The 23,094-nt window shown below is 62.3% G+C and carries 23 protein-coding genes; 2 read left to right on the plus strand and 21 right to left on the minus strand.

The window, feature by feature from the left end; genetic code table 11:
• Window positions 1-237 precede the first annotated feature (237 nt).
• Entirely contained in the window at window positions 238-2,790 is a 2,553-nt protein-coding gene (locus C4Q27_RS06855) for a sulfite reductase flavoprotein subunit alpha (protein WP_104887850.1), read from the plus strand.
• A gap of 581 nt (window positions 2,791-3,371) precedes the next feature.
• Here the strand turns inward: C4Q27_RS06855 and C4Q27_RS06860 are convergent.
• The 21 genes from C4Q27_RS06860 to trmJ all read right to left on the minus strand — a co-directional run bounded on the left by C4Q27_RS06860 (window position 3,372) and on the right by trmJ (window position 22,024).
• Window positions 3,372-4,163, minus strand: coding sequence for an amidohydrolase (locus C4Q27_RS06860; protein ID WP_012051253.1), 792 nt, complete (start codon window positions 4,161-4,163; stop codon window positions 3,372-3,374).
• Complete coding sequence (locus tag C4Q27_RS06865; protein ID WP_064492815.1) at window positions 4,151-5,299, minus strand: pyridoxal phosphate-dependent aminotransferase; 1,149 nt, start codon at window positions 5,297-5,299, stop codon at window positions 4,151-4,153. The genes C4Q27_RS06860 and C4Q27_RS06865 overlap by 13 nt, the downstream gene beginning before the upstream one ends.
• A 151-nt stretch (window positions 5,300-5,450) precedes the next feature.
• Window positions 5,451-6,914 (minus strand): ribosome biogenesis GTPase Der, encoded by a 1,464-nt coding sequence (der, locus tag C4Q27_RS06870; RefSeq protein WP_010952071.1) that lies wholly within the window; start codon window positions 6,912-6,914, stop codon window positions 5,451-5,453.
• A 116-nt stretch (window positions 6,915-7,030) separates the two neighbouring features.
• Window positions 7,031-8,173 (minus strand): outer membrane protein assembly factor BamB, encoded by a 1,143-nt coding sequence (bamB, locus tag C4Q27_RS06875; protein ID WP_003248513.1) that lies wholly within the window; start codon window positions 8,171-8,173, stop codon window positions 7,031-7,033.
• Window positions 8,174-8,815, minus strand: coding sequence for a tetratricopeptide repeat protein (locus C4Q27_RS06880; protein WP_064492816.1), 642 nt, complete (start codon window positions 8,813-8,815; stop codon window positions 8,174-8,176).
• A gap of 39 nt (window positions 8,816-8,854) precedes the next feature.
• Window positions 8,855-10,144: a histidine--tRNA ligase gene (gene hisS / locus C4Q27_RS06885; RefSeq protein WP_104886663.1), complete on the minus strand. Its 1,290-nt coding sequence runs from the start codon at window positions 10,142-10,144 to the stop codon at window positions 8,855-8,857.
• Window positions 10,145-10,169: 25 nt separating this feature from the next.
• The gene (ispG, locus tag C4Q27_RS06890) at window positions 10,170-11,279 is read right to left on the minus strand and encodes a flavodoxin-dependent (E)-4-hydroxy-3-methylbut-2-enyl-diphosphate synthase (protein ID WP_010952070.1); all 1,110 of its coding nucleotides are present in this window, start codon (window positions 11,277-11,279) and stop codon (window positions 10,170-10,172) included.
• A gap of 3 nt (window positions 11,280-11,282) precedes the next feature.
• Window positions 11,283-12,311 carry a RodZ family helix-turn-helix domain-containing protein gene (locus tag C4Q27_RS06895; RefSeq protein WP_064492817.1) on the minus strand — a complete coding sequence of 343 codons (1,029 nt, stop codon included), beginning with the start codon at window positions 12,309-12,311 and terminating at the stop codon, window positions 11,283-11,285.
• On the minus strand, window positions 12,308-13,069 hold the full coding sequence (gene pilW, locus C4Q27_RS06900; protein WP_104886664.1) for a type IV pilus biogenesis/stability protein PilW: 762 nt from the start codon (window positions 13,067-13,069) through the stop codon (window positions 12,308-12,310). Before pilW ends, C4Q27_RS06895 begins: the two co-directional genes overlap by 4 nt.
• Before the next feature lie 14 nt (window positions 13,070-13,083).
• A complete protein-coding gene (gene rlmN, locus C4Q27_RS06905; RefSeq protein ID WP_003248524.1) occupies window positions 13,084-14,229 on the minus strand; it encodes a 23S rRNA (adenine(2503)-C(2))-methyltransferase RlmN in 1,146 nt (381 codons plus the stop codon).
• Between the two features lie 28 nt (window positions 14,230-14,257).
• Window positions 14,258-14,683 carry a nucleoside-diphosphate kinase gene (gene ndk, locus C4Q27_RS06910; RefSeq protein WP_003248526.1) on the minus strand — a complete coding sequence of 142 codons (426 nt, stop codon included), beginning with the start codon at window positions 14,681-14,683 and terminating at the stop codon, window positions 14,258-14,260.
• A gap of 88 nt (window positions 14,684-14,771) precedes the next feature.
• Window positions 14,772-14,972: a Fe-S cluster assembly protein IscX gene (gene iscX / locus C4Q27_RS06915; RefSeq protein ID WP_064492821.1), complete on the minus strand. Its 201-nt coding sequence runs from the start codon at window positions 14,970-14,972 to the stop codon at window positions 14,772-14,774.
• A 10-nt stretch (window positions 14,973-14,982) separates the two neighbouring features.
• Window positions 14,983-15,324 carry an ISC system 2Fe-2S type ferredoxin gene (fdx, locus tag C4Q27_RS06920; protein WP_003248531.1) on the minus strand — a complete coding sequence of 114 codons (342 nt, stop codon included), beginning with the start codon at window positions 15,322-15,324 and terminating at the stop codon, window positions 14,983-14,985.
• 3 nt (window positions 15,325-15,327) lie between these two features.
• Window positions 15,328-17,190 carry a Fe-S protein assembly chaperone HscA gene (gene hscA, locus C4Q27_RS06925; protein ID WP_064492819.1) on the minus strand — a complete coding sequence of 621 codons (1,863 nt, stop codon included), beginning with the start codon at window positions 17,188-17,190 and terminating at the stop codon, window positions 15,328-15,330.
• Window positions 17,191-17,233: 43 nt separating this feature from the next.
• Window positions 17,234-17,755: a co-chaperone HscB gene (gene hscB / locus C4Q27_RS06930; RefSeq protein WP_010952065.1), complete on the minus strand. Its 522-nt coding sequence runs from the start codon at window positions 17,753-17,755 to the stop codon at window positions 17,234-17,236.
• An 8-nt stretch (window positions 17,756-17,763) separates the two neighbouring features.
• The gene (gene iscA / locus C4Q27_RS06935) at window positions 17,764-18,087 is read right to left on the minus strand and encodes an iron-sulfur cluster assembly protein IscA (protein WP_003248536.1); all 324 of its coding nucleotides are present in this window, start codon (window positions 18,085-18,087) and stop codon (window positions 17,764-17,766) included.
• 28 nt (window positions 18,088-18,115) lie between these two features.
• Window positions 18,116-18,502 (minus strand): Fe-S cluster assembly scaffold IscU, encoded by a 387-nt coding sequence (iscU, locus tag C4Q27_RS06940; RefSeq protein WP_003248539.1) that lies wholly within the window; start codon window positions 18,500-18,502, stop codon window positions 18,116-18,118.
• 46 nt (window positions 18,503-18,548) lie between these two features.
• Complete coding sequence (locus tag C4Q27_RS06945; RefSeq protein WP_003248541.1) at window positions 18,549-19,763, minus strand: IscS subfamily cysteine desulfurase; 1,215 nt, start codon at window positions 19,761-19,763, stop codon at window positions 18,549-18,551.
• A 45-nt stretch (window positions 19,764-19,808) separates the two neighbouring features.
• Window positions 19,809-20,300 carry a Fe-S cluster assembly transcriptional regulator IscR gene (gene iscR, locus C4Q27_RS06950; protein ID WP_003248542.1) on the minus strand — a complete coding sequence of 164 codons (492 nt, stop codon included), beginning with the start codon at window positions 20,298-20,300 and terminating at the stop codon, window positions 19,809-19,811.
• A gap of 179 nt (window positions 20,301-20,479) precedes the next feature.
• Window positions 20,480-21,265 (minus strand): serine O-acetyltransferase, encoded by a 786-nt coding sequence (gene cysE, locus C4Q27_RS06955; protein ID WP_010952064.1) that lies wholly within the window; start codon window positions 21,263-21,265, stop codon window positions 20,480-20,482.
• A gap of 3 nt (window positions 21,266-21,268) precedes the next feature.
• A complete protein-coding gene (gene trmJ / locus C4Q27_RS06960; RefSeq protein ID WP_004576300.1) occupies window positions 21,269-22,024 on the minus strand; it encodes a tRNA (cytosine(32)/uridine(32)-2'-O)-methyltransferase TrmJ in 756 nt (251 codons plus the stop codon).
• 151 nt (window positions 22,025-22,175) lie between these two features.
• Here trmJ and suhB point away from each other — a divergent pair, with 151 nt between their 5' ends.
• Entirely contained in the window at window positions 22,176-22,994 is an 819-nt protein-coding gene (suhB, locus tag C4Q27_RS06965) for an inositol-phosphate phosphatase (RefSeq protein WP_003248548.1), read from the plus strand.
• Window positions 22,995-23,094 lie beyond the last annotated feature (100 nt).

The following is a 23,094-nucleotide window of genomic DNA, read 5'->3' on the forward strand; positions in this document are numbered from 1 at the left end:
ATCCGCTAGAAGGGCTGCTCCTGTGGCGGCCTCTTCGCGGGCTTGCCCGCTCCCACAAGTCCACCACAACCTTCAAACCCTGTGGTGTACCTGTGGGAGCGGGCAAGCCCGCGAAGAGGCCGGTACAAGCTTCCACCAAAAGAAGCCCACCCCCGCCCCGTTCATTGAGCGGGGCTTTTGCGTATCAAGGCATAATGCACGCCGCGCAGTCTGCGGCAGCAACACAAGGTGATCAATGTGGTGAAGAAGACGCTGTTCCAATTGCACTGGTTCTTTGGCATCACCGCTGGCCTGGTGCTGGCCTTGATGGGCATTACCGGGGCGCTGTACTCGTTCCAGGAAGAACTGCTGCGCGCATTCAATGCCGATGTACTCAAGGTGGAAGTACGCGCCGAAGGCGTGCTGCCGCCGGCCGAGTTGGTTAAGCGGGTCGAAGCCCAGCAACAGGACAAGGTGTCGATGCTGTGGGTCGACGTGCGCGAAGGCAACGCTGCACGGATCTTCTTCATGCCCGCACCGGGCGAACGCCGTGGCGAGCTGCGCTATGCCGACCCGTACACCGGCGAACTCAAGGGCGAAGCGGCCGGGCAAGGCTTCTTCAACCTCATGCTCAAGCTGCACCGCTTCCTCGCCATGGGCGATACTGGCCGGCAAATCACCGGGGCCTGCACCCTGATGCTGGTGTTCTTCTGCCTGTCCGGCCTTTACCTGCGCTGGCCGCGCAAAGCGCTGGACTGGCGTACCTGGCTGACCTTCGACTGGGCCAAGAAAGGCCGCGCCTTCAACTGGGACCTGCACGCCGTTGCCGGCACCTGGTGCCTGCTGTTCTATCTTCTGTTCGCCCTGACCGGGCTGTTCTGGTCCTATGAGTGGTACCGTGAAGGCCTGAACAAGCTGCTGGCCGACGCGCCGGCTACGGGCCAGCAGCAAAAACGGGGTGAAGGCCGTGGCCGGCACGGGCCGCAGAACGTCGACAGGAATGCGCCGCCGCTGGTGGTGGACTACGACGCCATCTGGGCCAACCTCAAGGACGCCGCGGGCCCAGGCCTGTCCACCTACAACCTGCGCCTGCCGCCCGCTGGTGGTCAGCCGGCCAACCTGTTCTACCTGCTCGACAACGCTGCGCACCCGCGTGCCTTCAATACCCTGGTGCTGGACCCGGCCACTGGCCAGGTTAAAAAGCACGACCGCTACACCGACAAGTCCTTCAAGGCGCAGCTACTGCAGAGTGTTTACGCCTTGCACGTCGGCGAATACTTCGGCTTGCCGGGGCGCATCATCGTCACCATTGCCAGTCTCACCATGCCGTTGTTCTTCGTCACCGGCTGGCTGCTGTACCTCGACCGCCGCCGCAAGAAACGTCAGGTGCGTGCAGCCCGTGGCAACGTCGCCAACAGCGGCAATGGCGAGGGCTGGCTGATCGGCTTTGCCAGCCAGAGTGGCTTTGCCGAACAGTTGGCCTGGCAGAGCGCCGAGCAGCTGCAGGCAGCTGGCCAGCCCGTTCAGGTGCGCGCCCTTGCCGAGCTGGGTGAAAACGACTTGCGCCAGGCCCATCGCGCGCTCTTCGTGGTGAGTACCTTCGGCGACGGCGAAGCGCCCGACAGCGCTCGCGCCTTCGAGCGCAAGGTGCTCGGCCAGCCTTGGGCACTCAACAACCTCAACTATGCCCTGCTTGCCCTCGGTGATCGTCAGTACCCGCACTTCTGCGGTTTCGCTCGTCGCCTCCAGGCGTGGCTGGGAGAGCGCGGTGCCAGCAGTGCATTCAGCCCGGTGGAAGTGGACAACGCCGACCAGGCCGCCCTGCAGCAATGGCAGCAGGAGCTGGCGCAACTGACCGGTGTCCAGCCGGTGGCCGCCTGGCAGCCGCCAACCTTTGCCAACTGGTCGCTGGTGCGCCGCGAACTGCTCAACCCCGGCAGCCAAGGCCAACCGGTGTACCTGCTTGGCCTGCTGGCTGCAGAGCCTGCAAGCTGGGAAGCCGGCGATCTGGTAGAGATACTGCCGCTGAATGGGCAGCCACGGATCGACGCGTTCCTCAAGGGCATGGCACTGGACGCCAGCAGCCAGGTGCAGGTGAATGGCCTGAGCGAAACCCTTGCCCAGGCACTCGCTGGCCGCCAACTGCCGACGCGCCGCGACCACCTGATCGGCTTGCAGCCACAAGCGCTGGTCGATGCACTGGCGCCAATCGGCAGCCGCGAATACTCCATCGCCTCGATCGCCAGCGATGGTGTGCTGGAGCTGATCGTGCGCCAGGAACGCCACCCAGACGGCAGCCTTGGCTTGGGCTCTGGCTGGCTGACCGAATACCTGCCAATGAATGGCACCCTGAGCCTGCGCCTGCGGCGTAACAGTGGCTTCCATCTGCCTGAGGCTACTGCGCCGATGATCCTGATCGGCAACGGCACTGGCCTGGCGGGCCTTCGCAGCCTGTTGCGCGCCAGGGTCAATGCCGGTGAGCAGCGCAACTGGCTGCTGTTCGGTGAGCGTAACCGGGCGCATGACTTGCTGTGTGGCGATGAGCTGCACGCTTGGCTGGACAACGGCGACCTGGCACGGCTGGACCTGGCGTTCTCACGCGATCAGGCTGAGAAGGTGTATGTGCAGGACGTGATGCTGGAGCAGGCCGAGGACTTCAAGCGCTGGGTGGCCGACGGGGCTTGCGTGTATGTCTGCGGCAGCCTGCAAGGCATGGCAGCGGGGGTGGATGCGGCGCTCAAAGGCATGCTGGGTGAAGCTGCTGTACAGCAGTTGATCGAGGATGGGCGGTATCGGCGGGATGTGTATTGATCGGTGTGTAGGAGCGGGTTTACCCGCGAATACGGTGGCGGCGGCAACGGTGAACGGCCGGTGGAAATTGGCCAGCAGGGCCGGCCTCTTCGCGGGTGAACCCGCTCCTACGGCGGCCTTTCCCCAACCACCGATACGTGTGTAGGAGCGGGTTTACCCGCGAATACGGTGGCGGTGGCAACGGTGAACGGCGGGTGGAAATTGGCCAGCAGGGCTGGCCTCTTCGCGGGTAAACCCGCTCCTACGACGGCCTTCCCCAACCACCGATACGTGTGTAGGCGCGGGTTTACCCGCGAATACGGTGGCGGCGGCAACGGTGAGCGGCGGGTGGAAATTGGCCAGCAGGGCCGGCCCTTTCGCGGGTGAACCCGCTCCTACAACGGCCTGGGACCAACCGCCGATGCCTGTGTAGGCGCGGGTTTACCCGCAAATACGGTGGCGGCGGCAACGGTGAACGGCGGATGGAAATTGGTCAGCAGGGCCGGCCCTTTCGCGGGTGAACCCGCTCCTACAACGGCCTGTGACCAACCGCCGATGCGTGTGTAGGAGCGGGTTTACCCGCGAAAGGGCCGGGCCTGCTGTCAGTGCAGCTCGAAGGTATCGGCATCCAGATTGGCCGGGAACTTGGCCCGGTACGCCGCCAGTTCCGCCGCGCTCAGTACTGCAGTGAACACACCGTCCGCCTCCCCGGCACTGAGCAGGCTCTCGCCCTGGAAATCCAGCACCTGGCTGTCACCAGAGTAAGCAAAGCCTTTACCGTCCGTGCCCACCCGGTTCACCGCCGCCACATAGCACAGGTTCTCGATCCCCCGCGCCGGTAGCAGGCGGTTCCAGTGCTGGCGACGCGCGGCCGGCCAGTTGGCGGTGTACAGCAGTAGGTCAGTGTCCTGGGCGTCACGGCTCCAAACCGGGAAGCGCAGGTCGTAGCAGATCAGCGGGCGAATGCGCCAGCCCTTGAGCTCGAACTGCACCTGCCGCTCGCCTGGGGTGTAATGTTTGTGCTCACCGGCCATGCGGAACAGGTGGCGCTTGTCGTAGTGCAGAATCTCGCCGTCCGGCCGCGCCCACAACAGGCGGTTGCGGTGGCTGCCATCGGCGGCCTGGATGATCACACTGCCGGTAATCACCGCGTTGTGCTTCTTGGCCTGTGCCTTCAACCATTTGTAGGTCGGACCGTTCTCCGGCTCGCACAGGCTCTCCGATTGCATCGAAAAACCGGTGGTAAACATTTCCGGCAGGATTACCAGGTCAACCTCGCCCACCTGCTCCAGCAGCACCTCGAAGTGCGCGTAGTTGGCCTCACGGTCGTGCCAGGCCAAGGTGGTTTGCACCAGGGCGACTTTCAGGTTCGGCAGTGTACTCAGATCGCGCATAGTCTTTCCGCTGCCTGACGCAGCGTCTCCTCTCGTTTGGCAAAGCACAGGCGTACCAGGCGTTGCTCGGGGATGGGTTGCTGGTAGAACACCGATACCGGGATGGTCGCCACGCCGTGCTCACGCGTCAGCCACAGCGACATGTCGACATCGTTCAGGTCCGGACGGATTTGCGAATAGTCCACCAGCTGGAAATAAGTGCCCGTCGTGCGGGTAAAGTTGAAACGCGAGCCGTCCAGCAAACCGCAGAACAGGTCGCGCTTGGCCTGGTAAAAGGCCGGCAACTCATCAATATGCTCGGGGTGCCCGGCCATGAAGTCGGCCAAGGCACACTGCAGCGGCGTCACGCCACAGAAGTTGACGTACTGGTGCACTTTGCGCAGCTCGGCGCTCAAGGCTGGCGGTGCGATCACGTAACCGGTCTTCCAGCCGGTAACGTGGTACGTCTTGCCGAAGGAACTGACCACGAAGGCACGTGAGTACAACTGCTCATGGGCCAGCACACTGGCGTGGCGTACGCCGTCGTAGACCAGGTGCTCGTACACTTCATCGCTGACCAGGTAGATATCGCGGTCGGCAATAAGTGCGGCCAACTGGTCGAGGTCCTCGCGGGTGATCAACGCGCCGCTGGGGTTGTGTGGCGAGTTGAGGATGACCACGCGCGTGCGCGGGCTCAAGGCATCACTGAATTTCTGCCAGTCGATACGGAAGTCGCCGTCGCTCAACTGCACATGCACACAGCGACCACCGGCCAGCTCCACGGACGGCTCGTAACTGTCGTAGCAGGGGTCGAAGACGATCACTTCATCACCGGCATGCACCACCGCCTGGATGGCACAGAAAATAGCCTCGGTGGCGCCGGGGGTGATAGTCACTTCCTGATCGGCATCCACCCTTGCCCCATACAACCGCTCGACCTTGGCCGCCACCTGCTGGCGCAGGGCCGGCAGGCCGGTCATGGGCGAATACTGGTTATGCCCGGCAGCCACGTGCCGGCCCACTGCATCGAGCAGGGCCTGCGGGCCATTGAAGTCAGGAAAGCCCTGGGACAGGTTGAGCGCGCCAGTCTGCACGGCGAGTTGGGACATGGTGGTGAAGATGGTCGTGCCGACATTCGGCAGTTTGCTGCGGATCATGGAGCCCTCTTTCCTGGGGTACATCCGGCACGGGGTGGAGTCCGAGCATAGCGGATCGAGCGGTCAGGAAAAAGGTTGAAACAATAGGGGGATTGCTCTGGATCAACGGGCGTCTGTGGGGGCAGCCTTGCCCGCCCCCACATGGCGCTGCTTAGCGTTTGTCGCGACGCTTCTTCTCGGCCTTCTTGTGGTGCGACATCAGGCGGCGCTTCTTGTTGACCTGGCGATCGGTAAGGGTGTTCTTCTTACCCTCGTACGGGTTCTCACCCCCCTTGTACTCGATACGGATCGGCGTACCGACCAGCTTGAGCACCCGGCGATAGGTGTTTTCCAGGTAACGCGAGTACGACTTGGGAATGCTGTCGGTCTGGTTGCCGTGGATCACGATCAGTGGCGGGTTGGCACCACCGAGGTGGGCATAGCGCAGCTTGATGCGGCGACCGTTGACCATCGGCGGCTGGTGCTCGCTCACGGCATCTTCGAGGATCTGCGTCAGGCGGCTGGTCGGCCAGCGGGTGACCGCGGACTGGAACGCAGCCTGTACCGACTTGTACAAGTTGCCCACGCCCGTGCCATGCAGCGCGGAAATGAAGTGGATGTCGGCAAAGTCGACGAAGAACAGCCGGCGCTCCAGCTCGGTCTTCACGTAGGCGCGCTCACCCGGCTCCATGCCATCCCACTTGTTCAGGGCAATGACGATGGCGCGACCGGCTTCAAGGGCGAAGCCCAGCAGGTTCAGGTCATGGTCGACCACACCTTCGCGGGCATCCATGACGAAGATGACGACGTTGGCATCCTTGATCGCCTGCAGCGTCTTCACCACCGAGAACTTCTCGACTTCCTCGTGGATCTTGCCACGCTTGCGCACACCGGCGGTGTCGATGAAGGTGTACTTCTCGCCATCGCGCTCGAACGGGATGTAGATACTGTCACGGGTGGTGCCCGGCTCGTCGTAGACCACCACACGCTCTTCGCCGAGCATGCGGTTGACCAGCGTAGACTTGCCAACGTTCGGGCGGCCGATGATGGCGATCTTGATGCCATCCTTCTCGCTTGGGCCAGGAATGCGCACGGCTTCCTCACCTTCAGCGACGTCCTGCTCGAGGGCTTCTTCTTCGGCATCACGCGGCAGGTGACCGAGCACGGCCTCCATCAAGGCGTTGATACCACGGCCCTGGGAGCCCGCCACCGGAATGGCGTTACCCATGCCCATTGGCGAGAATTCGGCGCGGGCAACGTCGGGGTCGATGTTGTCGATCTTGTTGGCAACCAGGATCGCCGCCTTGTTCCGCTTGCGCAGGTGCTCGGCGATCATCTGGTCTGCTGCAGTCATGCCCGCACGGGCATCAACCAGGAACAGCACATAGTCGGCTTCTTCAATGGCCATGAGCGACTGCTCGGCCATTTTCTCGTCCATGCCCACTTCGTCACCGGTGATACCACCGGTGTCGATCAGGATGAAGGAACGACCCTGCCAGCTGGCATCACCATACTGGCGGTCACGGGTCAGGCCCGACAGGTCACCGACGATGGCATCGCGGGTCTTGGTCAGGCGGTTGAACATGGTGGATTTGCCGACGTTCGGGCGGCCCACCAGGGCAATTACGGGAACCATCGGCTCTCCACTCTCGAATTCTTGAAAATGCAAAGGCCGCTGCAAGGCAGCGGCCGGAGTTTGGGCGGCGTGTCCTACGCCGCGGCTTGAAGCCCGCCAAGGCTTCAAGCATAGCTTCAGCGGATGGTCAGTGCCTCGAGCTTGCCGCTGTTGCCGAAGACATAGATGGTGTCGCCGACCACAAGTGGGCGGGCGCGCAGGCCATCGCTGTCGATACGCTCACGGCCGACGAAGCGGCCATCCACCTGGCTCAGCAGGTGCAGGTAACCTTCAAAGTCACCCACAGCCACGTAGCTGCTGAACACTTCAGGGGCGGTCAACTGGCGGCGAGCCATGCTGTCGTTGCTCCACAGGGCACTGGAAGAGCGCTCATCCACACCTTCCACGGTACCCGAGGCTTCGCTGACGTAGACGTTACCGAAGCCCTGAGCGACACCCACATAGCTGGAAGCATCGCGCTGCCACAGCTCGCGGCCGCTTTCCAGGTCCAGGCCCGCTACACGGCCCTGGTAGGTGCTGACGTACAGGGTACCACCAGACAGCAACAAGCCGCCGTCGATATCAACCACACGGTCCAGCTCGGAACGGCCCTTCGGGATGGCCACGCGGCTTTCCCACACGGGCACACCGTTGTTGATGTCAACCGCGACCACTTTGCCGGTGGACAGGCCGGCAACAGCCAGGCGGTTGGTGGCGATCGGCGCACCGGTGCCACGCAGCGTCAGCACGGCCGGCGAGTTTTCGTAGATCCAACGGCGGTCGCCAGTGGCGGCATCCAGGCCGATCAGGCGGTCGTCCTGGGTCTGCACCACCACCACGTCACCGTTGTTGGCAGGTGGGGCCAGCACTTCGCTGGTCACGCGCGAGCGCCAACGCTCCTCACCGGTGCTGGAGTCCAGGGCAATGACTTCACCCTTGAGGGTACCGAGCATGACCAGGCCATAGCCTACGCCAACTGCACCGGAAACCTGCAGCTCCAGGTCCTTCTTCCACACCACGTCGCCGGTGATGCGGTCGAGGGCGAAGACTTCGCCGTTGACGTCGGAAGCGTAGATACGGTCGTTCTCGATGGCCGGTACCAGGGTGTTGTAGGTTTCACCCTGGCCGTCACCGATCGAACGGCTCCACTGCTTCTTCAGCACCACTTCCTCGGTGAACTTGGTCAGCTCGGCCGGGGGCAGTTCCTTCTTGCTGTTGCTGCTGCAACCTGCGGCCAGTACGGCCAGGGTCAGCACTGCTGCATGTTTCCAACCGATCACTTACGCGTCCCCTTTAGCCAGGTCATCCAGCTTCAATTGCAGGCCACCGACCGCCGCGTCATCGGACAGCGCAGCCTTGGCTTTTTCGTAAGCGCTGTGCGCGTCGTTGGTGCGACCCAGCTGCACCAGCAGGTCACCCTTCAACTCTTCACGGCTGGCCAGGAAGGCTTTGTCGGCGTCGCCGTCCAGCAGCTTGAGCGCATCCTCGGCCTTGTTCTGGGCTGCCAGTACGCGCGCCAGACGCTGACGCGAAATCTCGCCCAAGGTAACGTCGGCCGGTTTGTCCAGCACGCTTTTCAGCTCGGCTGCGGCGTCATCGAGCTTGCCGCTGTCGACCGCGACCTTGGCCACGAACAGGCTGCCGTACTGGGCGTAAGCGGTGCCGCCAAACTCGCTCTTGAGCTTGCCGGCCAGTTCCGCGACCTTGGTGGCGTCCGGCTGGCCGGTCGGTGTCAGGCTGGTTTCAATCAGCGCCTGATACAACTGCGAGGCACCTTGCGACTGGTTGGTCTGGTACTTGTGCCAGGTATTCCAGCCCAACACCACCACGCCAGCCAGCAGTGCACCGGTCAGCAGCGGCTTGCCGTTGCGGTTCCACCAGTCCTTGACGCCTGCCAGGTCATCATCATCGGTACTCGACACCCCAATACTCCTTTTCGCCTATTCGCTTGTTGAACCGCGTTACGCTTGCGCGATCGCGGTTTCCAGGTGCTCTGCAAGAGCATCCCAGGCAATGTTCTGTTGTTCACCCTGGCCACGCAGGGGCTTCAAGCCGATTTCTTGCTTGGCCAGCTCGTCGTCGCCGAGGATCAGGGCGAACAGTGCACCGCTCTTGTCGGCTTTCTTGAACTGGCTCTTGAAGCTGCCACCACCGGCGTTGACTGCCAGGCGCAGGCCCGGCAAGCGGTCGCGCAGGCCTTCGGAGAGGCGCAGGCCAGCCAGCTCCGCCTGTTCGCCAAAGGCGCACAGGTAAACGTCGATCTGGCGGCTGATAGACTCCGGCACCTTGCCCAGGGTTTCCAACAGCAGGATCAGGCGCTCGATGCCCATGGCGAAACCAACGCCAGTGGTCGGCTTGCCACCCATCTGTTCGACCAGGCCGTCGTAACGGCCACCCGCGCACACCGTGCCCTGGGCACCGAGCTTGTCGGTTACCCACTCGAACACGGTCTTGCTGTAGTAGTCCAGGCCACGTACCAGCTTGGTGTTGATCACGAACGGAATACCGGCAGCGTCCAGGCGGGCCTTGAGGCCCTCGAAGTGCACGCGCGATTCTTCGTCCAGGTAGTCTTCCAGCTTCGGCGCCCCAACCAGCACCGCCTGGGTGTTCTGGTCCTTGCTGTCGAGGATGCGCAGAGGGTTGCTCTTCAGGCGGCGCTGGCTGTCTTCGTCCAGTTGCTCCAGGCGCGCCGAGAGGAACTCGACCAGCGCGTCACGGTAGCGTGCGCGGGCTTCACTGGTGCCCAGGCTGTTGAGCTCCAGCGTGACCGCGTCCTGGATGCCCAGCAGGCCCCACAGGCGCCAGGTCAGCATGATCAGCTCGGCATCGATGTCCGGGCCGTCCAGGTTGAACACTTCCACGCCAATCTGGTGGAACTGGCGGTAGCGGCCCTTCTGTGGGCGCTCGTGGCGGAACATCTGGCCGATGTACCACAGCTTCTGCACCTGACCGTTGCCGGTGATGCCGTGCTCGAGCACCGCTCGCACGCAGGCCGCAGTGCCTTCAGGGCGCAGGGTCAGCGAATCGCCGTTGCGGTCCTCGAAGGTGTACATCTCTTTTTCGACGATGTCGGTCACTTCACCGATCGAGCGTTTGAACAGCTCGGTGAACTCGACGATCGGCGTGCGGATCTGGCTGTACCCGTAGGTGTCCAGCAGCCCGGCCACTGTGCCTTCGAAGTAGCGCCACAGCGGCGACTGTTCTGGCAGGATGTCGTTCATGCCACGGATGGCTTGCAGCGATTTGCTCACGAAAAGTCCTTACGAATTCTGTGTGTCAGCCACGAGCGATCAACGCCGCGTCGGCCTCGGCCTTTTCGGCCGCTTTCTGGCGGATGAGTTTTTCAAGCTCATCGACCAGGTTGTCATTGGTCAGCTTCTGCGCCGGCTTGCCGTCGATGTAGATTAGGTTCGGCGTACCGCCGGTCAGGCCTACATGGGCTTCCTTGGCTTCACCCGGGCCGTTGACCACGCAACCGATCACCGCCACATCCAGCGGCACCAGCAGGTCTTCCAGACGCCCTTCCAGCTCGTTCATGGTCTTGACCACATCGAAATTCTGCCGCGAGCAGCTCGGGCAGGCGATGAAGTTGATGCCACGCGAGCGCAGATGCAGCGACTTGAGGATGTCGTAGCCGACTTTCACTTCTTCGACCGGGTCGGCCGCCAGCGAGATGCGGATGGTATCGCCAATACCTTCGGCCAGCAGCATACCGAGGCCGACGGCGGACTTCACGGTGCCCGAACGCAGGCCACCGGCTTCAGTGATGCCCAGGTGCAGCGGTTGCACGATCTGCTTGGCCAGCAGACGGTAGGCTTCGACAGCCATGAACACGTCCGAGGCCTTGACGCTGACCTTGAAGTCCTGGAAATCCAGGCGGTCGAGATGCTCGACGTGGCGCAGGGCCGACTCGACCAGCGCGGCCGGGGTCGGTTCGCCGTACTTCTTCTGCAGGTCTTTCTCCAGCGAACCGGCGTTGACCCCGATACGAATCGGAATGCCGCGGTCGCGGGCGGCATCGACCACCGCGCGCACGCGGTCTTCACGGCCGATGTTGCCCGGGTTGATCCGCAGGCAATCAACGCCCAGTTCGGCAACACGCAGGGCGATCTTGTAGTCGAAATGGATGTCGGCGACCAGCGGCACGCTGACCCGTTGCTTGATCTTGCCAAACGCTTCGGCCGCGTCCATGTCCGGCACCGAGACCCGCACGATGTCCACGCCGGCGTCGACCAGACGCTGGATTTGCGCCACGGTAGCAGCGACATCGTTGGTGTCGGTGTTGGTCATGCTCTGCACCGCGATGGGCGCATCACCACCCACCGGCACATTGCCAACCCAGATTTTGCGGGATTCGCGACGTTTGATCGGAGATTCGCCGTGCATGACTTACTGTCCCAACTTCAGGCGAGCAGTCTCGCCACTGGTGAACGGGGCAACATCGACGGCCTGGCCGTTGTAGCTGACCTGGGCGCCCCGGGCAAAGCCCAGGCGTACCGCGAATGGCGGCTTGCCGGTCAGCTCGAGGTTGTCCCCCTTGCGCTTGATGGCGCTGAACAGCACCTTGCCGTTGCCGTCGCTGACCTGGGTCCAGCAATCAGCGGTGAACTGGATGGCGACCTTGGCGCTGCCTGCTGGCACCGCGGCAGGCTCGACGGCCGCCACGGCCGGTGCAGGTGCAGGTGCTGGTGCCGGCGCAGCAGTGGCCTGTACCGGAGGAGTAACCGGTGCAGGCGAAGCAGCAGGTGCGGTTTGCACAGGCGCTTGTTGTGCTGGAGCAGGCGCTGTGGCAATGACTGCCTCAGAGGTTACCGGCGCCTGTTCAGCGGCAGCAGGCTGCTCGGCAGCGCCCTGCTCCAGCGCCAGCGGCGCGCTTTCAGGTTGCTGTCCAGCGGAAACGGCCTGGTCTTCAGGCTCATCGAGCGGGTGAATCTGTGTGGTGCCGTCGGCGCTTTCGACCTCGACGTGCTCCAGGGCAATCTTCGCCAGCTCCTTGCCCCGCAGGCTACCCTGGTCTTGCCACCAGAAAAAGCCACCACCGACCACAGCCACCAGCAACAGCAGGCTGACGCCGCGCAGGATATTGTGCGACAACCGCACAGGCTCTTCGATACGGCCCAGCGAATGCACGTCGCTGCCTTTGGCGTGGGTACCGGTGTAGCGGTCGAAGGCATCTACCAGGGCGGCCTGGTCGAGGTCCATCAGCTTGGCGTAGGCGCGAATGTAGCCACGAGCGAAAGTATGCCCGGGCAGCTTGTCGAAGGCGCCGGTTTCCACGTGGTTCAACGAACTGACAGTGAGGTTGAGCTTGCGGGCCACCTCGGCTTGAGACCAGTCCCGTTTCTCACGGGCCAGGCGCAAAAGCTCACCGGGGTTCTGGCCAGGCGCTACTGCTACTTCGGGATGCGCGGCGTTCATCGTTGCTCCGACAGGTATTGCTGATATTCCGGCGTACCGGGATAAAGTCGTTGTAATTGCTGGCCCAATTCGGCCAGTGTGCCCTGCTCGTCGAACACCCTGGCAAGGCGGCTGCCCAGCAGCAGGCTACGGGCGTCGTGGTCGCTCAACTGGCTGAAACGATCGTAGTAGTCCCGGGCCGGCACATAATGCCTGTTTTCGTAGGACAACTCAGCCATTTCCAGCAACGCTTTTGGTTGCCGCTGGTTGAGTTGTAACGCTTTCAACAGATACGTGTGCGCCTGATCGCGGCGTTCGAGCTTCAGGGCGGTCAGGCCCAGATTCTCGTACACGCGTGAGCGCTCAGGATACAGGGTATCGGCACTGGCCAGGCGAAACATCTGCTTGGCCTCGGCAAATCGCCCCTGAGCATAAAGGAAACTGCCGTAATTGTTGCGAATTCGCGTGTCACCGCGGCTTATCTGCAAGGCCTTGCGAAAATGTGCTTCGGCCAACGCCGGCTCGCCTTGGGCTTGAAACACTACCGCCAGGGCGGCGTGCGCGTCGACATCCTGGTCATCCAGCGCCAGGGCCTTTCCCAGCGGCGCCTTGGCCTGTTCGGTCAAACCTTGTTGCAAATAACCCAAGCCAAGCTGCACATAAGCCCGCCCTGCCTCCACCCTGCCCTGGCGGCTGGCCAAGGGGTCGCTCGCGCCGCCCGACACGCAGCCGGCCAGCAGCGAAAGCGCAAGGATCGACAGCGCGGCACGCAGGCTCATGGGCAAGGTACCTGTCAGTGGCTGGCGGCGCTGTCTGGCAGTTCGACGTCCGCAGAAAGCTGGCGAACAGCGATGTAGCGCTCACTGCGGCGAGTACGGTCATTGACCTGGCCGACCAGCTGGCCACAGGCAGCGTCGATGTCGTCGCCGCGCGTGGTACGGGTGGTGACGTTGAAGCCACCGTGGTGCAGCAGGTCCTGGAAGCGACGAATGGCGTTGTTGCTCGGTCGCTCGTAACCCGAATGCGGGAACGGGTTGAACGGGATCAGGTTGATCTTGCAGGGTACATCGCGCAACAGTTCGATCATCTGCGCGGCATGCTCGGGCTGGTCGTTGACGTCCTTGAGCAGGGTGTACTCGACGGTGAGCACGCGCTTGCCGCCCAAGGTGGACATGTAGCCCATGCACGATTCCAGCAGCATCTTCAGCGGGTACTTCTTGTTGATCGGTACCAGCTTGTTGCGCAGTTCGTCGTTCGGCGCATGCAGCGACAGGGCCAGCGACACGTCGATGTGCTTGGCGAGTTCGTCGATCATCGGCACCACGCCCGAGGTGGACAAGGTGACACGGCGCTTGGAAATGCCATAGCCAAGGTCATCCATCATGATTTTCATGGCGGCAATGACGTTGTCGAAGTTCAGCAAGGGCTCGCCCATGCCCATCATGACCACGTTGGTAATCGCGCGGTCGACTTTGGCAGGAACGGTCCCGAAGGATTTGTTGGCAAGCCACACCTGGCCGATCACTTCGGCGGCAGTGAGGTTGCTGTTGAAGCCTTGCTTGCCGGTGGAGCAGAAGCTGCAGTCCAGGGCACAGCCGGCTTGCGACGATACGCACAGGGTGCCGCGGTCGTCGGTTGGAATATAGACGGTCTCGACGCAGCTGCCGGAGGCAACGCGGATCACCCATTTACGGGTGCCGTCGGCGGAAATGTCTTCACTGACCACTTCCGGTGGGCGTATTTCGGCAACGGCCTCGAGCTTTTCGCGCAAGACCTTGCCTACGTTGGTCATGGCCGCAAAGTCGGACACGCCAAAATGGTGAATCCATTTCATCACCTGGCCGGCACGGAAGCGCTTCTCCCCAATAGAGTCGAAGAATTGTTCCATTTCCGGCTGGGTCAGACCCAACAGGTTGATTTTGCCAGTAGATGTCGTCATGGATTCACCCTCACCCGTAAGCTTTCGCTTAGCGAGTGGTTACCTCGGTAGCAGCGAAGAAGTAAGCGATTTCGCGAGCAGCAGCAGCTTCGGAGTCCGAACCGTGAACGGCGTTGGCGTCGATCGACTCGGCGAAGTCAGCGCGGATGGTGCCGGCAGCAGCTTCTTTAGGGTTGGTAGCACCCATCAGCTCACGGTTCTTGGCGATGGCGTTCTCGCCTTCCAGAACCTGGACAACGACCGGACCGGAAGTCATGAAGGCAACCAGGTCACCGAAGAAGCCGCGCTCGCTGTGCTCAGCGTAGAAGCCTTCGGCTTCGGCTTTGGACAGTTGCTTCATTTTCGAGGCAACGATTTTCAGGCCGGCTTCTTCGAAGCGAGTGGTGATCTTGCCGATGACGTTTTTGGCAACAGCGTCAGGCTTGATGATGGAGAAAGTACGTTGAACAGCCATGGAAAACTCCAGAATATGAGTGTTACGAAAAATTAAACCCGCGAATTATACGCGGGTTCCGGGGGATTGCCTAACCTGCAAGTGACGCTTAGTCGGCTTCGTCGATCCAGGCGGCCTGGATTGCCTCGAGCACTTTCTCACCGCCGCGTGACGGATCGTCGCTGAACTCTGGCAATGCCAGCACCCAGCTGTGCAGGTCCACGAAATTCACATAACGAGGATCGACCTCAGGCTTGCTTTCTGCAAGCTGGATTGCGATCTCAAGTACATCAACCCATTTCAGACTCATGTACAGGCCCTCAGTGCGGTGCTTCGGCAGCATGGTTGAGCGAATACTTGGGGATCTCGATGGTCAGGTCTTCGTCAGCGACGAAAACCTGGCAACCCAGGCGCGATTGCGCTTCCAGGCCCCAGGCTTTGTCCAGCATGTCTTCTTCCAGCTCGTCAGCCTCTTCGAGCGAATCGAAGCCCTTGCGCACGATGCAGTGGCAAGTGGTACAGGCCTTGACGCCGCCGCAGGCGCTTTCCATCTCGATGTGATGGTCGTGGGCCAGTTCCAGGATGTTGGTCCCGGGCTTGACCTCCACGGTCAGCCCCTCGGGGCAGAACTTCTCATGCGGCAGGAATGTCACCAGCGGCATCGATTACTCCTCGATCTCATTCAGGTTGCGCCCGGCCAGTGCGGCTTTGACCGTCGAATCAAGGCGACGGGCGGCAAATGCATCGGTCACCTGCGACAGACGCTTGGTCTGTTGCTCGATGGCTGCGCCATCGGTGCCGGCCAGCAAATCACGTAGTTCTTGCATCTGGAATTCGATGGCGTCGCGCTCATCACTGCTGAGCAGGCGATCGCCGTCGGCGTCCAGGGCGCCCTGTACCGCCTCGAGCAGCCGCTCGCCATCTACCTGATGCTCTCGCAGCTGGCGGGCGTGCTTGTCGGAACCGGCGTGTTCGAAGGAGTCCTTGAGCATGCGGGCGATTTCGCCGTCGGTCAGGCCGTAGGACGGCTTGACCTGAATGCTGGCTTCCACGCCCGAACCCAGCTCGCGGGCAGCGACGCTGAGCAGGCCATCGGCATCCACCTGGAAGGTGACGCGGATTTTTGCAGCACCGGCAACCATGGCTGGGATGCCGCGCAGCTCGAAGCGGGCCAGCGAACGGCAGTCACTGATCAGCTCGCGCTCGCCCTGCAGTACGTGGATCATCATGGCCGACTGGCCATCTTTGTACGTGGTGAACTCCTGAGCTCGGGCCACCGGAATGGTGGTGTTACGCGGGATCACCTTCTCCATCAGCCCGCCCATGGTTTCAAGACCAAGCGACAGCGGGATGACATCGAGCAGCAGCAGCTCGCCACCTTCGCGGCGGTTGCCGGCCAGGGTGTCGGCCTGGATGGCGGCACCAATGGCCACCACCTGGTCTGGGTCGATCGAGGTCAGCGGGGTGCGCCCGAACAGCGCGCCCACGGCCTCACGTACACGCGGCACGCGGGTCGAACCACCGACCATGACCACGGCGCTGACTTCTTCCAGCTCAACGCCACTGTCGCGCACGGCGCGGCGGCAAGCCTTCAGGCTGCGGGCAACCAGTGGTTCGATCATGGCTTCGAAGGCGCTGCGGGTCAGCTCACCGTGCCAGGCACCGTGACTGACGTTGACCACATCAGCGTCGGTCAGGGCTTCCTTGGCGGCGCAGGCGGTTTGCAGCAGCGCGCGCTGGGTAGCCGGGTCCAGATCGGACGACAGGCCAGCCTGCTCGATGATCCAGCCGGCAATAGCATGGTCGAAGTCGTCACCACCCAAGGCGGTATCACCGCCGGTGGCCAGCACTTCGAATACGCCAGCGGTCAGGCGCAGGATGGAAATATCGAAAGTACCGCCGCCCAGATCATAGATGGCTACAACGCCTTCGGCGTTCTGGTCCAGGCCGTAGGCTACGGCGGCCGCAGTCGGTTCGTTGAGCAGGCGCAGCACGTTCAGGCCGGCCAGACGCGCTGCGTCTTTGGTAGCCTGACGCTGGGCGTCATCGAAATAGGCCGGCACGGTGATCACCGCACCTACCAGCTCGCCACCCAAGGTGGCTTCGGCCCGTTCGCGCAACACCTTCAGGATGTCGGCAGACACTTCCACAGGGCTTTTCGGCCCCTGCACGGTGTCGATGAACGGCATGTGCGACTCACCACCCACAAAGCGGTATGGCAGTTGCTCGCCCAGCTGCTTGACGTCGGCCAGGCCGCGCCCCATCAGGCGCTTGACCGACAGCACGGTGTTCAACGGGTCGCTGGAGGCAGCATCACGCGCGGCCTGCCCCACTTCGTTGCGCCCTTCGAGGTAGCGCACCGCGGACGGCAGAATGACGTTACCCTGCGCGTCGGGCAGGGGCTCGCTACGGCCGCTGCGCAGTGCAGCGACCATTGAGTTGGTGGTACCCAGGTCGATTCCAACCGCCAGGCGGCGCTGGTGCGGCTGAGGGCTTTGACCGGGTTCGGCAATCTGCAGTAGGGCCATGCTTATCTGAATACCTTAGGTGCCATCACGGGCAGCACCGGGGTTAATCGTCGAGGCGCTCTTCCAGTTGGCGCACTTCTTGGGCGAGCTTGTCGAGGAACTGCATGCGGCGCATCAGGCGTTCAGCCTTGTCGCGCTCGCCCGGGGCATCCCAGCAGCCGGCAAAGTCCTCATTCAGCGTGTCCTGGGCGGCCTTCAGGCGCTTCTTGAACACGCCGACACCGTCAAGGTCGGCTTCATCCTGCAGTTCTTCGAGCTCTTCACGCCACTGCATCTGCTGCAGCAGGAAGTCAGGGTCGTGGACCGTAACCTCCTGGGGCACTTCGTGGCCGCTGATGGCCAGCAGGTAGCGCGCGCGACGCGGCGCACTGCGCAGCGTCTGGTAAGCGTCGTTGAGGGCCGCGGATTTTTCCAGCGCTATACGCTGCTCACGCTCGGAGGCGTCGGCAAAGCGATCAGGATGGACTTCGCGGGCCAGCTCGCGATAGCGAGTGGCCAGCTTGTCGAGATCCAGACGGAAGCTTGGCTGGAGGTCAAACAATGCGTAATGACAAGGAGTACCCACAGCCAGCCTCAAACGTTGAAGCTTTCGCCGCAGCCACACTCACCGCGCACGTTGGGGTTGTTGAACTTGAAGCCTTCGTTCAACCCTTCCTTGACGAAATCCAGTTCGGTGCCATCGAGGTAGACCAGGCTCTTGGGATCGATGATCACCTTGACGCCATGGTTTTCGAACACCTGGTCTTCGTCCGCCAGTTCGTCGACGAATTCCAGCACGTAGGCCAGACCCGAGCAACCGGTGGTGCGCACGCCCAGGCGAATGCCCTCACCTTTGCCGCGCCCGTCGAGGGAGCGGCGAATGTGGTTTGCGGCGGCTTCTGTCATGCTGATAGCCATCAGAACTCCTTACCTTGCAACAGGCGACTTAGATCAAGCCTTTCTTCTGCTTGTAGTCGCGTACGGCTGCCTTGATGGCATCTTCGGCGAGTACCGAGCAGTGGATCTTGACCGGCGGCAACGCCAGCTCTTCGGCCAGTTGGGTATTCTTGATGGTTTCGGCCTCGTCCAGGGTCTTGCCCTTCATCCACTCGGTGGCGAGGGAGCTGGACGCGATGGCCGAACCGCAGCCGTAGGTCTTGAACTTGGCGTCTTCGATAACGCCCTGCTCGTTGACCTTGATCTGCAGACGCATCACGTCACCGCAGGCCGGGGCGCCGACCATGCCGGTGCCGACATCCGGGTCTTCGGCATTCATCTTGCCGACGTTGCGCGGGTTTTCGTAGTGGTCGATGACCTTTTCACTGTATGCCATGGTGCAATTCCTTCCTCATCAGGGAGCCGCTCTTGCCGGCGACTGCTTAGTGGGCGGCCCACTCGATCTTGGAGATGTCAACGCCGTCTTTGTACATATCCCACAGCGGCGACAGCTCACGCAGTTTATTGACGGCCTCGCAGACTTTCTGCGCGGCGTAGTCGACTTCTTCTTCGGTGGTGAAACGGCCGAAGGAGAAGCGGATCGAGCTGTGCGCCAGCTCGTCGTTGCGGCCCAGAGCACGCAGTACGTAGGACGGCTCGAGCGACGCGGAGGTACAGGCCGAACCGGACGATACGGCGATGTCTTTCAGCGACATCAGCAGCGATTCGCCTTCGACGTAGTTGAAGCTCAGGTTCAGGTTGTGCGGTACACGCGCAGTCTGGCTGCCATTGACGTACAGCTCTTCAAGGTTCGAGACCTGCTTGAAGAAGCGGTCGCTCAGGGCCTTGATGCGTGCGTTTTCTGCAACCATTTCCTGCTTGGCAATGGCGAAGGCTTCGCCCATGCCGACGATCTGGTGGGTCGGCAGGGTGCCCGAACGCATGCCGCGCTCATGACCGCCGCCGTGAATGATGGCTTCAAGACGTACACGCGGCTTGCGGCTGACGTACAGCGCGCCGATGCCTTTCGGGCCGTAGACCTTGTGCGCCGAGAACGACATCAGGTCGACTTTCAGCTTTTGCAGGTCGATTTCGACCTTGCCAGCCGACTGGGCGGCGTCGACATGGAACAGTACGCCGCGCGAACGGGTCAGTTCACCGATGGCGGCAATGTCGTTGATCGAGCCGACTTCGTTGTTCACATGCATCAGCGAGACCAGGATGGTGTCGTCGCGCAGCACCGCTTCTACCATGGCCGGGGTGACGATGCCGTCTTCGCCTGGTTCCAGGTAAGTGACTTCAAAACCTTCGCGCTCCAGCTGGCGAGCGGTATCCAGGACCGCCTTGTGCTCGATCTTGGAGGTAATGATGTGCTTGCCCTTGGTCTGATAGAAGTGCGCGACACCTTTGAGCGCGAGGTTGTCGGACTCGGTGGCACCGCTGGTCCAGACGATTTCGCGCGGATCGGCGTTGATCAGCTCGGCAACCTGGCGACGACCGTTCTCCACCGCTTCCTCGGCCTTCCAGCCAAAGACGTGGGAGCGCGAGGCCGGGTTACCGAAGTTCCCGTCGACCAGCAGGCAGTCGGCCATCTTCTGGGCCACGCGTGGGTCGACCGGAGTGGTCGCGGAGTAATCAAGGTAGATCGGCAACTTCATTTGTCTCTCCTATCAGGCGGTGGCGTCGCTCGTCGTCCCAGGGGGTCAATCGACGGCAGACGTCTCAATCTTGTCCAGCTGGGCGGTTCGTCCTGCGACACGGCGCAGGTCCTGGCGCTGGGCGACTTCCTGCACATCACGGCGCTTGACGAGGTCGGCCAGGCTGATGCCGCTGAGGAATTCATGGATCTGCTGGCTGAGGTCGCACCACAGGTGGTGGGTCAGGCAGGTATCACCGGCATGGCAGTCACCGAGCCCCTGGCAACGGGTGGCGTCGACCGATTCGTTGACCGCGTCGATAACCTGGGCCACCTGGATGGTTTCCATGCCCCGCGACAGCTGGTAGCCACCGCCTGGACCGCGCACACTGGAAACCAGGCTGCTGCGGCGCAGCTTGGCGAACAGCTGCTCCAGATAAGAGAGGGAAATGCCCTGGCGCTCGGAAATATCGGCCAAAGACACCGGCCCATGCTTCGCGTGCAACGCCAGGTCGAGCATGGCGGTCACGGCGTATCGGCCTTTGGTAGTCAGTCGCATGGCTATTGGGTACCACGGGAGTTTCAGGATGTGTGCGAGTATGCGATTCCCGAGCATTTAAGTCAACTATTAGACCTACTGCTTTAGTCGGGATTACATCAGGGAGGCGGGCGCGATTGTAGCAGACGAGGGGCGTGAGCACACGCCCCGCATGCCACCATGACTTCAGTGCGGCGCGATCAATGCGGCTGAGTGTCGCGCTGGGCCACCTGGGCAGCCTCGCTGAAGTCGTCCTCCGGCAAGGCCGGCAGTTCCTTGGCACAATAGTCACTGCCCATCTTGGTCAGCGCGCCACACATACCCTCCAACCGTTCGTCGACGGCCTGCAGGTGATCGAGCATCTGGCCGATGGCCCGCGCCACCGGGTCGGGCATGTCGCCACTGACACCATAGGCGTCGAAGCCGATCTTCTCGGCCATTGCCTTACGCTTGGCTTCGACTTCGGTGTCCTCGCTCTTGACGATGATCCGCCCCGGAATGCCTACCGCGGTAGCCCCGGCCGGCACTGCCTTGGTGACCACCGCATTAGAACCAATCTTGGCGCCGGCGCCGACGGTGAAAGGCCCCAGCACCTTGGCACCCGCCCCTACCACCACGCCGTTCTCCAAGGTGGGGTGGCGCTTGCCCTTGTTCCAGCTGGTGCCACCGAGCGTCACCCCCTGGTACAGGGTGACGTCATCGCCGATCTCGGCGGTTTCGCCAATGACGATGCCCATACCATGATCGATGAAAAAGCGCCGGCCAATGGTGGCGCCAGGGTGGATTTCGATACCGGTCAGCCAGCGACCGAAGTTCGATACCAGCCGGGCCAGCCATTTGAAATCACGCCTCCACAGGGCATTGCCCAGGCGGTGCAGCCAGATGGCATGCATGCCGGGGTAGCAGGTGAGCACCTCGAAGGCATTGCGTGCAGCCGGGTCACGGTGGAATACGCTTTGAATATCTTCACGCAGGCGTTCGAACATCTGTCAGTCCTTCCGTTTATGCGGTTCGCCCCGGACCACTTTCTGGGTCTCGGTGAGGATGCCGCGCAAAATGCTCATTTCCGAACGCTCGACCGCCACCCGCCCATACAGCCGGCGCAAGCGCGGCATCAGGTGCTTGGGCTTTTCGGGGTCGAGGAAGCCGATGCCCACCAGGGTTTTCTCCAGGTGGTCGTAGAACAGCTCCATTTCATCCATGGTCGCCAGCTCAGCGGCGTCAACCTTCTCGACTTTGCCCGGTGCTTCACCGGCAGCCAGCCAGGCCATGCGCACCTCGTAGGAGAGCACCTGCACGGCAGCAGCCAGGTTCAGCGAGCTGAAGTCGGGGTTGGAGGGAATGTGCACGTGGAAGTGACATCGCTGCAGTTCTTCGTTGGTCAGGCCGGCGTGCTCGCGCCCGAACACCAGGGCGATTTCCTCGCCGCCATTGGCATGCTCCACCGCCTTGGCACCGCATTCACGCGGGCCGATCAACGGCCAGGGAATGCTGCGCTCGCGGGCGCTGGTGCCCATCACCAGGTTGCAGCCGACCAGCGCCTGTTCGAGGCTGTCGACCACCTGGGCATTATCCAGCACATCGTCGGCGCCCGAAGCACGGGCACTGGCATCCACGGCGGGGAATTCTTTCGGCTGCACCAGCACCAGACGCGACAAGCCCATGTTTTTCATGGCACGTGCAGCGCCGCCGATGTTGCCGGGGTGGCTGGTATTGACCAGAACAACACGAATATTTTGCAGCAAGGTGTTGTGCTCACAGATGCAGGAATCAGGGCCTTCGATCTTACAGAACCGACAGACGTAACGCCATGAAAGCAAATGTGACACTTCTGCCGCCAAAGTTTTCTGCTAGAATGATCGGCTTTCTTCTTTAACATCTCCAGGTGACCCGCCCATGCAGCCTATGCTGAATATCGCCCTGCGCGCCGCTCGCAGCGCCAGTGAACTGATTTTCCGCTCCATCGAACGCCTGGATAGCATCAAGGTCGATGAGAAAGAGGCCAAGGACTACGTTTCCGAAGTCGATCGCGCCGCCGAGCAGAGCATCGTCAACGCACTGCGCAAGGCCTACCCGAACCACTCCATCCAGGGCGAGGAAACCGGCCTGCACGCGGGTAGCGGCGAAGAAGGCAAAGATTACCTGTGGATCATCGATCCGCTGGACGGCACCACCAACTTCCTGCGCGGTATCCCGCACTTCGCCGTCAGCATCGCCTGCAAATACCGCGGCCGCCTTGAGCACGCCGTGATCGTCGACCCGGTTCGCCAGGAAGAATTCACCGCCAGCCGTGGCCGTGGCGCCCAACTCAATGGCCGCCGCCTGCGCGTCAGCTCGCGCACAAGCCTGGAAGGCGCCCTGCTGGGCACCGGCTTCCCGTTCCGTGATGGCCAGATGGCGGACATGGACAACTACCTGGGCATGTTCCGCGCCTTGACCGGCCAGACCGCCGGCATCCGCCGCGCCGGCTCCGCCAGCCTGGACCTGGCCTATGTGGCTGCTGGCCGCTTCGACGCCTTCTGGGAGTCGGGCCTGTCCGAATGGGACATGGCAGCTGGCGTACTGCTGATCCAGGAAGCCGGTGGCTTGGTGAGTGACTTCAACGGTGGCCACGACTTCCTCGACAAAGGCCACATCGTTGCAGGCAACATCAAGTGCTTCAAGGCAGTACTGACTGCCATCCAGCCGCACCTGCCAGAAAGCATGAAGCGCTAAGCGCAGATTGCTGGCAAACAAAAAGCACCTCTCGAGGTGCTTTTTTTGTGCCTGGTGGTTTTGCGCGGCCTGTGCCGGCCTCTTCGCGGGTAAACCCGCT

It is taken from the genome of Pseudomonas sp. SWI36 (genome assembly GCF_002948105.1).
GTDB classification, from domain to species: Bacteria; Pseudomonadota; Gammaproteobacteria; order Pseudomonadales; family Pseudomonadaceae; genus Aquipseudomonas; species Aquipseudomonas alloputida.